8 protein-coding genes and 2 pseudogenes are annotated in these 9147 nt (G+C 57.8%); 3 read left to right on the top strand and 7 right to left on the bottom strand.

Annotation, left to right across the window (positions count from 1 at the left end; genetic code table 11):
• Positions 1 to 91: 91 nt before the first annotated feature.
• Together EVC45_RS42525 and EVC45_RS42520 are read right to left on the bottom strand one after the other, a co-directional pair.
• Entirely contained in the window at positions 92 to 937 is an 846-nt protein-coding gene (locus EVC45_RS42525) for a ParB/RepB/Spo0J family partition protein (protein WP_211193576.1), read from the bottom strand.
• The gene (locus tag EVC45_RS42520) at positions 840 to 2555 is read right to left on the bottom strand and encodes a recombinase family protein (protein WP_129964076.1); all 1716 of its coding nucleotides are present in this window, start codon (positions 2553 to 2555) and stop codon (positions 840 to 842) included. Before EVC45_RS42520 ends, EVC45_RS42525 begins: the two co-directional genes overlap by 98 nt.
• Before the next feature lie 662 nt (positions 2556 to 3217).
• Here EVC45_RS42520 and EVC45_RS42515 point away from each other — a divergent pair.
• From EVC45_RS42515 to EVC45_RS47335, 3 genes and pseudogenes are all read left to right on the top strand, one after another.
• Positions 3218 to 3589 (top strand): hypothetical protein, encoded by a 372-nt coding sequence (locus EVC45_RS42515; RefSeq protein WP_248295490.1) that lies wholly within the window; start codon positions 3218 to 3220, stop codon positions 3587 to 3589.
• A gap of 53 nt (positions 3590 to 3642) precedes the next feature.
• A pseudogene (locus EVC45_RS47340) lies at positions 3643 to 3741 on the top strand (IS6 family transposase); the annotation flags it as partial.
• A gap of 412 nt (positions 3742 to 4153) precedes the next feature.
• A pseudogene (locus EVC45_RS47335) lies at positions 4154 to 4306 on the top strand (SET domain-containing protein-lysine N-methyltransferase); the annotation flags it as partial.
• 147 nt (positions 4307 to 4453) lie between these two features.
• On the opposite strand, the gene EVC45_RS42500 reads toward EVC45_RS47335, so the two are convergent.
• The 5 genes from EVC45_RS42500 to EVC45_RS42470 form a co-directional block, all read right to left on the bottom strand.
• A complete protein-coding gene (locus tag EVC45_RS42500; protein WP_129964074.1) occupies positions 4454 to 4975 on the bottom strand; it encodes a hypothetical protein in 522 nt (173 codons plus the stop codon).
• A gap of 298 nt (positions 4976 to 5273) precedes the next feature.
• Positions 5274 to 5768, bottom strand: a complete 495-nt coding sequence (gene phaP / locus EVC45_RS42495; protein ID WP_129964073.1) for a TIGR01841 family phasin — start codon at positions 5766 to 5768, stop codon at positions 5274 to 5276.
• A 986-nt stretch (positions 5769 to 6754) separates the two neighbouring features.
• A complete protein-coding gene (locus EVC45_RS45975) occupies positions 6755 to 7270 on the bottom strand; it encodes a hypothetical protein (protein WP_168991656.1) in 516 nt (171 codons plus the stop codon).
• Positions 7271 to 7386: 116 nt separating this feature from the next.
• Positions 7387 to 7689 (bottom strand): DUF4148 domain-containing protein, encoded by a 303-nt coding sequence (locus EVC45_RS42480; RefSeq protein ID WP_129964071.1) that lies wholly within the window; start codon positions 7687 to 7689, stop codon positions 7387 to 7389.
• 360 nt (positions 7690 to 8049) lie between these two features.
• A partial coding sequence (locus EVC45_RS42470; RefSeq protein ID WP_306770870.1) for an alkaline phosphatase family protein occupies positions 8050 to 9147 on the bottom strand: 1098 nt, incomplete at its 5' end.

Genomic DNA, 9147 nt, shown 5'->3' with positions numbered 1-9147 from the left:
CGAAGCCCGTCAGGAAAGGCTGATGAAGCTGGCCGCCTGAGCTGCAAAAGCTTGTCCAGACAACCGGAGCCGATACAGAGCTTGTTCATGACTAACCCTCGGCGCGGATACGTTGGTCCAGAACTCGAGGAAGACTCGTGAGGCACTCTTGCTCTAGCAGCTTGATGAATCCTTCATCTCGCATTAACTGCCGCATCGCGTGAACTATGAATAGCAGTCGTGCATGGGTCAACTCAACCTTTTTTGCGAGGACCCTCTGGCGGTCACTTTCGCGCATATACAGACGACGCAGTTGGTCTGGCGCGAGTTCGCGGGGACGGGGAGCAGCCGGCCCCGTAAAGACAGGTAAAGCCTTCCCCCCCGACTTCATGCGCCGGCTCAATAGCCTGCGGACAACTGCGAGCTGGGAGCCTTTCAACGTTCCCTCTTCGTATGCGTCCAGCAACGCGGACTCGACTTCAGCGTCGTTGGCGCGAGCGATGTTCATCGCAATAGCGATGGGGATAGTGCCACCCTCCACCGCATTTATGAGGCGTTCTTCGCCGTGGTCGAGGAGAAACATCAGGCTTTCCAGATAGGCAACTGACAGGCCCACTTTATTCGCGACAATGCTGTTGGAGTATCCTGCCTTCTGTAGGCTCTGAATGTCCCTGAGTAGCTCCAGAGTGCTATGGTTTCGTCTTGCAACGTTTTCAACGAGCGACATGAGAAGACACTCGTCTTCGGCCCTGTCGACAACGTGTGCGGGAATGGTGTCATGGCCAAGGGCCTGGACGGCCTCGAGTCGTCCCTGCCCGCAAACCAGGTCAAACTGCTGCGCGCAATCGTCGGAGCATGCCCTACGGCTCACGGTAATCGGCTTTTTCAATCCCACCGCCGCGATGCTCTCCATCATCGCCTGTTTTTGGCGCTTGCTGCGGGTCCGCGGATTCAACACTCGAATCTGCTGGACCGGAATATCCGAGATGGGAACAAGAGGATTTCCTTCCATCGTATGCCTCCATGTGAGACCGCGCCGCCAGTTCGAGCAGAATGCTTTCGTCTGGATATCGGAACATCTGGAATGACCGGGTGCTTCTGCTTCGGATGGTCATCAAGTAGTCGTAGCCAGGCGCCAGACTGTCCCGCGGGAAAACATAAAAGTCGAGCGGGGTTTCAAGTGCGGCGTCCAGCGGCAGTGCAACCAGAAAATCGGGGGAAAAGTAGGCCGGCCACCGCACCCGCCATTGCGGACAGCGACCGTCGTGGTGACGTATCAGGCGAACGGTGAATGTGATAAGCAGTTCGTCATCGACCTGAATGGTGGTTCTGTCCATGGAGAGGTCCACACGATGGCCTTGTGCCGACAGCGCCTCAGTTGTCCTTTCAATGCAGCGTTGCAAGGCAGCTCGAGATGCATGAAAGTCCTCAGGACCTCGGCGATAGGAATGCGGTGCATATCCGATGCGGTCATAGGCAACATTCATGCTGCCGAATCGTGCGCAATAGGTTCTTGCCGCTGGCATCGACGGCGTCTGGTCGATTTCTTGCGCATTGACGACTTCGACGGAACGCACGAAGTCGCGCAGCTTGCTCAGCACCTCCTCATCGCTGAGATATTTTGTCCTGCGCGTCCGAATCTGTTCGGCTGCCTTGAAAGTGGCACGGTCAACGAGAGGCGGAAAAGCGCCCACCGAGCGGGTCCATTCGGACGCAGGATTCCTGTGCCAGTCAGCATCAAGTTTCTTTGACGTCCGGGCGTAGACATTATTGCCGATATATTTTTCGCCGCTCAGAATGCTGTTCACCAGCTGGGGAGTCCAGGGGCGTCCGTTCGCGTTGCACATACCGAACGCATTCAGTCTTTCGGAGATTCTTGTGCATCCGAGTCCTTGACGCACGTACCAGTCGTAGATTCGCTGGACGAGCGCCACTTCATGAGCCTCACCGGGAGTTACGACAGTTCTGTCTGTCTTGATGTTTTTGTGCTCGCTCGGGCGCAATGCACCTTTAACGGTTCCGTCCGACGCGACCAATACCCGTTGCAATCCATATCCGGGCGTTGATCCCTGCCAGAAGCCGAGCTCGGCAAGTCGGCATTGGCCGATAAAAACCTTTCGGGAAAGTTCACGGCTGTATTCGCCTGCCATCGCTCGCTTGATCGCTTTCATCAGCGCCGCCGTCGGACTGCTATCCCAGCCAAACGGTTCTGCGCAGTAAACGACCTGGACACCTGCCAGCCGGCAGATGTACTCATAGTGAGCGCTCTCGTCGACATCCTGAAAGCGTCCCCATCGACTGACGTCGTACACGAGTACAACGCTGAACGACCGGTTGGGCGACTGTACATCCTGAAGCAACTGAGCGAGAGCCTGGCGCCCTTTTAGCGACACGCCGCTTTTGCCGGCATCTTCGTAAGTTGCTACGACAGTTAGCCCCTGCGCGACGGCGAACTCCGCGATGACCCGCTTCTGGTTTTCGGTCGAGTACTGCTGGAACTCGGTAGACATGCGCACGTACTGTGCTGCTCGCCTACCGGCGAGGGAGGCGGCCGATGTGCCGGCCAATTGGGGCATCTACGTCTCCGGTATTGCGCGGTAATTAGTCATAGTTCGGTGGACCGGCAAGTCAAGGAACGCAAACGTCAAACTTCAAGTCCTTCAGCTAGGACCCCAATTGGCGGACCCATGGATTATCCGCGAGGAGCGTAGATGAATTTTTTGTTGCGATCGAGCCCTAAGAGTGCGTGTCGCGTATGCGGTTAAATAAGCAAAGGTGCATTAGCGTGAACGCAGTGCTTCTTTCTTCCTTCGCTAGCTGTCTCAACGAACTTCCGCAAAGCAACTCGCACACATCGCTGCCCCACTCATCAGGACCGGTTTTCGATTCGGCAACTCAATGGCGCGATTTAGCCGCGGGTTTCTGCAAGGAGGAGCAGCTCTGGCGGAGGTTTTTTGGGAGACTGACCCCGGGCCAGACCTCACCGGCTTATGGTGAGAGATCCGGAGGCGAGTTGCATCCCGCTTTCATACGGAGGCTGCCGCATGCGCAAAGTTTCTGGCGGCTTCGATACCGCTCAGGGCGTTCCGTCAAAGCGACAATGCTTCCCAAGCTTTTTACATCAGCGAACAGACTTCCTGTTGTGCGGGAAAAATCGGGTTAAATTATCAGTTTGACAGCTCCGTCCGGCTGTCGCCAGTTTCATTGATGGGGCGCGACGGGAGACGGCGCGATCAAAATGCAGCTTCTGCACTACAATCTGGACGATGAAGCTCGGACTGAACTGCTAGGGTATCTGGTGGTCGTTCAACTCATCGCGCGAGCAAGAACGGGGCAATGGCTTGAAGCAGCGCATGTCTGCGAATCTGTACTGCTTTGGCTCTCCGCTAACGGTGGCAATTGCGGTGCCCGGGAACGCTCTAACTTGTCACGTCTTTCGGTCGATGTGGCTGAACAGTTTCTCGGATTACCGACGTTCGATGATGAAGCCAGTTTAATTCAAATGACCCTGGCCCTGAGCCGTCTTGACTATCGCAAAGCCGAAGTGAAAAAAATATTGGCAGTTTGCGGTGACTACATCACGCATCGTCATGGCGCAGGCCAGTCGTGAGCGGACAGTCAAGCACGCCGGACGATTCGACGAGATCGGCTGCGACGTTCCACGGCTCAAGCTGGCACCTCGATGAAATGTTCGCGAATCCCCGCGGCGAGCCATATGTGCTGTGGCGGCCTGTGGACGAGCATGGCACCGAACCAGACCTCTCCTAGACGTCGTCGATCGATTACGGACGTCGCGATGCGACCGCGTTTTGCTGTTCGACGGGGCGAATCTCAAAGCGGTGTGCTGCATTTACCGCTTACCAACAATCACCACTGTCACCCAAGACTCTGACCGTAGCGGACCAACCCGCGGTTTCCTCCCTCGAGGCTCATTCGACGCCTGCGCGCAAGCGCCGCACGGTCCTGTACGTATCGGCAGATGTCGAATGACCCTCAACGACAGTACGGATCCGTTGAAGCCGGTAGCAGTCGTTCGTCGCTGCTCCTAGGCGAAGGACCGGTGAGCATCCGTAAGCAGGCATACCAGCGTCAACGCACGTATGTCAGCAATGGCCGACAACTGCGCGTTGAGCATCGAGCGGGTTTCGGAGTGGACCGGCCGTTCGAATGACCACTGTTTGCGCTACAGCCGATCGCCGCGGACGAACGGGTCATCGAGTACAAGGGGGAAGTGACCAGCTGGCCGCGCGCCGCCGCCCGCCAGCGCTCCGAGGCTGGCCATACGTTCGTGTTCGGCCTGTCCGATGGACGTTCTGGCTTCGGCAGCAACAGACAGGGACCGCCCTTATTACGAGCACCGGCTAGCTGTGCGACTTCGGCCTCAACGGCCTGCTCAGTATCACCTTTCGCCGCGACGAATGACGGAATGCCGTTGGCGCTCTAAATTCGGTAGTGACTGCCCCAAGTGTCCTGCTCAGGACGTCGACCTCGGTTCTGGCCAAGGCCAGCCCCTTTTTTCGTTGCGTATCCCCCCTTCCGCGGGTGACGCAACTGGGTCCTTCGGCTCGTCCAGTGCGGTCTTATCTGCGATACCGTCCGCCGGCTCTGTCGATACGCTCCCTTTCGCACCGGGAAGTCCGATTCCAAACCAACGCACCTTCTTCTGAATGTGAGCGACGTATGCGTTCCAGCCAGCAGGGTTACCGTCAAAGAGGTTGTGCTGAACGGCTGAGGCTAGTGCATCGCGGTCGAGCTCCGTTTCAAGCAGCTCCCGTGGCCACTGGGAGAACGCACTGGCGACCCGCGCGCCAAACTCTGCCGCCGTCTTCTCTGCGGCTAGCGCCCGGAGGAACTCGAGGGTCTGCAAAGCACCATTTTCCTGCACGACCTGCGTCACAGGCGCACTCGACTCACCCATCTTGGTCAAACAGCTCAAAGCCTCGAGAACGTCGCCAAGATGAAGCAACAGTTCTCGTCTATCAAATCGGTCGTCCATGCTGTCTGTCCGTTGATTCATTCCTTGGGTTGACGCCCTGTTTGAGCGCAGCGCCTTGTCCGATCGCCTCATATGCCGACGCCTCTTCGTCGAACGGCCAACGTGTTCTGATTGCGAGAAGCGGCAGCGCTGTCAACTGTCGGCGAGCCGGCATCATAATTCGTGACGCAGCAGCGCTTCAAACATATCGAGTCACGGTCAACATTGGTCGCTTCCAAGTACAACCAATGCCGGAAGGACAAATGCGAACCGAAGTTCGCATTTACAGACCCACAAGCGCAAAGTGAGAGCAGGGGCCTTATTGGACGGTGGACACCGTCTCGACGAACTGCTTTGCAGCCTTGTTAGCCGATTCGTACGTCGCGTTCGCCGCAGAGACGACCGAGTTCCACGCGGCTATCGCTGATTCGCTTCCAGCGGGCGCGCTCTTCTTGAGGCTATCGACGAACCCCTGGGTGTCTCGCCGCAATTGCTCGCCCCGTGCTGTCGCCGCGGCAGAAATTTCGCTTTGAACTTCGGACACGATTTCGTGAACGCTGCGGCCGTACGCGACCACCTTTTCCGCAGCAGGTTGGGAGAGGCTTGCTTGCAATGCGAGCAGAGCGCCCGAGGTGCCGGCCGAAATGGTTTTGGTCACGATTTCCTGGCTTTCGGCGAGAGCCGCCTTACTAACCTGCAAATTCAACGCGACCAGCTTTTCGAAACCTGCAAATGCCTTGTTCGTCACGCCGAACAATGCGTCCAGGTTGGCTTGCTGGGCGGCAATCAACTGCTGAGGGGTAAGAGTGCTCATCACTGCTCCGTAAGGTAAGGCGGCAAGGGACCACAAGTGAAACCAGACACGCGTCAAGACGGTCGAAGATGAAATGTTGCATTGCAGCATGAGCCATTGTACGGGTTGACCTCAGGAAGTCAAACAGTTTTCAGCGCGGGTACGACGGTACAAGGAAACCTGCGCGATCACGCGTTCCCCGAACATCGCTCAAACGGAACTGGCCGCCGGGCGGGGCAACGGATTCGACTGGAATTTCAACATGGCCGATGAATTCGCGCTTTCATGCTGGCGCAGCTTTTTTCTGAACATCGATGTCGCAGCCCGTCAGCACTTTGCTCTGCGATGTTAGGGTAGTAAGCGTGTCTTAGAGGCCGTCTTGACCTGCAGTCGGGGCGCAAGCGTGGCGTGTGCCCTACATTGACACTCCATCGCCAGGGGTAAAATGGAAATTCGCGAAGGGAGGCATGAGCGTGGGCAACGAACAGTTTCAAGAGGAGCGTTACGAAATCGCTGTGTCTGGCAATGGCGATACGCTTTGGGTCAATGGAGATGACGGCTGTGCTGGGCCCGATTCAGCAAGCGCTTCGGCATAGACGTTCACCGGAATGCGTCGATGCCGGACGCTGCAGGCGAGTGTCTGTATTGCACTCATAGCAGGGCTGGAATCGGCGATTGGGCGGTTTTTCGAGCCGAAGTATTGCGACATCACGGCGCCGTTGTCGCGGCAGATGCTCTTTCGTTTGAGTGAGCGGCGCGTAGCTCGCGAGTGTTGCTTGACTGACGTCTTGACGGGTTACCTCCGGCGCAGGATGACTGAATTTGGAATTGAACCGGGAGATGTCGCATCCGGAGGGCGTGCCAGGCGTTGGAAAGGCTTGGCTGATACTTCTTGCAAGCCAGTTCTCGAGATTGAAGGATGGCGGGTACGATTTAGCACCCAGCGCGGAGAACCGCAATTCTGTGGCGCGAATGGACGGCAGCAAACATTCGCTCAAGTGAGAGCGTTATTCCGAACACCGAAGTCTTTGGACCGAATGGGGAACACCGTGCGAATCACCCTCGATATTGATGATGACGTGCTCGCCGCAGCCCGCGTTCGCGCCGAGCGCGAGCACGTGTCGATTGGGCGCATCCTCTCGCAACTTGCGCGTGCGGCGTTGCAGCCGGTCGAGAGCGCTCCACCAGCGTCTCACAATGGCTTGCCGATCCTGCCGAACGCGCCAAGCGCGCGCCATGTTACGCCCGAGCTGGTCAACCAGCTGCGCGACGCGGCGCCTTGACAGCGTCCGGCTCAGTTCGCCCCCATCGGCCTGACAATGCTCGTCCGGCCCGACGTCTCTTACCGACGCACAACGTTCCTTCTCTCTTTGACCTTCGGTCCGGACGAGTTCGCGCATCGCGTACGCGAACTTGTTAATGCGAAGCTTATTCGTTTCGTCCGCCAAATTCCGTATCGCGGAGTCGAAGAATTTGCGCTCGAAACCGATGTCGAGAAAGTCAAGGATCGTCTGATGCGACATGGGGCAATCCAAGCGTCAGCGAGCAGCTCCCGAGTCTATGCGATAACGTGCCACGCAGACGGCGCACCGCGGCGCGCGCCGACTAAGGGACGCCGAAGGCGCCTGGCCAACGGCAATCAATGCGGCAGGCACTCCGTCTGGAACCAATAGTCGACCAGGCGCTGTGCCGCTTGCAGATCATCCGGATAGTACGGGTCGTCATACCATGGCGACGGGTCGTAACCCGCTTTCCTTAGGGCCGCGAGTTCGCTCTGGTGCTGCGCCATCGTAGGAGGCGCGTTGGTCCTGAGCGCCGCCAGGTCGCGGCACTCTGTCGGACTGAGATGCGGCCCGGTATATGGCATGCCGCCGACGGCACAGCCAGCGAGTAAAAGCACCGCGGCGATAAGTGTCAATACTGTTTTAAGCGACTTCGTCATAGTACGTGTACTTTCCTGCGATCGCTCGATTGCAAGTCGTCGCGACTGGCGTCTCGTCGCCAGGTCGTTCCTTCCTACAGGTTGACACCTTACTGGTCGCCGCTGTCAGTTTCCTGTGCTTGTGCGGGCGCGCCGCGCCGTGAACCAACTCGTTTTCCGTACCCTGCGCGCTGCGCGTGGGCGGGTAATGCTCGCCTTCGACGCATGTCACTTGCAAGCCGAAGCCGCCGTCGCCTTCTTTCGTCACTGGATTTGCTTTACGGCGGACATGTCTCGTTTCGGCCCGACCATCGCTGCGGTGGTCAGAGAAGCACCTACCGGGAGGGGCTCTCAAGGCAAGAGCGCCGGCCATCCGCGCCATTAGTGCTTTCCGAACGTCGAGATGTATTGCGCCAGGTTTGTCCACTGTGGTGACGTCAAAACCTGCGGATGGTCTCGAGCGATCTGCAGTGCGACCGCATGAAAGCCCTGATTTACTTCGGACTGGCCTGCATTCAACTCCCCGTTGAACGGGGCCTTGAATGAGGCATTGTCGCCGCCCGCGAGAGCAGGCGGGGGAACGGCTGTCGCCGAGGTGTTCAGCGCGCCGCTCAGGCGGTCAAGGTACTCATTGCGCGCTGAAACAGCCGCCGAGTAAATCCTGTTCGAATCAAACTTTTCCGCCAGGAGTTGCAAGATCGAAGTATGGTCCAGATTGCCCGAAAACACGCCGCCAGCCGACACATAGGGCGACACGAGAATCGCGGGAACGCGTAGCCCTGTCGTTTCAAAAGCGAAGCCAGCGACGTTATCCGGAAGGCGGAGCGGCGAAACGTGATCAAAAAAACCGCCATGCTCGTCGTAGGTCACGATCAGAAGAGTGTTCCTCCACCTATCTGCATTGGACGTCAGTGTTCGATACACGTCGGCGACAAAAGCCTGCCCCGGTGCGACGCCTGTTGGACTATGGTCGTCATTGGGGTTGCAGTTCGGGCCGTCTGTGTACTCGGGTTCGATGAAAATCACCTTGGGCATTATCGCGTTGCTTTGCCAGTCCGCAGCGAACCGGGTGTAGCGGCGGAAACTCCCTCCGACGTCATCATGCGGCAGCGTGAGGGACGTGATGATCTCTGGCAGCCACTTCTTCATCAAGCTGAAAAACGGGAAAAAGCTGCCCGACTGGTAGACGCACCATGGAATCCCACGCTCACGAAGCCAATCATAAACGAGTGCCTGGTCGGGAATAAATTTAAGCCCCTGCACGTTGTCGCTGATAGCGCTCTCCCCAGCCATGGCCATCAGGCGATTGGGCTGCGTACCCGAAGGGAGCGGTGCGAACCAGCTATCACAGATCGTGTAATGTCGCGCCAGAAAATCAAATGCTGGAAGGGTCTGCGCGTCGTGTATCGGCTCCGGTTGTCTGGACAAGCTTTTGCAGCTCAGGCGGCCAGCTTCATCAGCCTTTCCTGACGGGCTTCG

This window comes from Paraburkholderia sp. UYCP14C, from assembly GCF_004197395.1.
In the GTDB taxonomy this organism is placed as follows: Bacteria; Pseudomonadota; Gammaproteobacteria; order Burkholderiales; family Burkholderiaceae; genus Paraburkholderia.
This window is presented reverse-complemented; position numbering and strand designations above follow the sequence as displayed.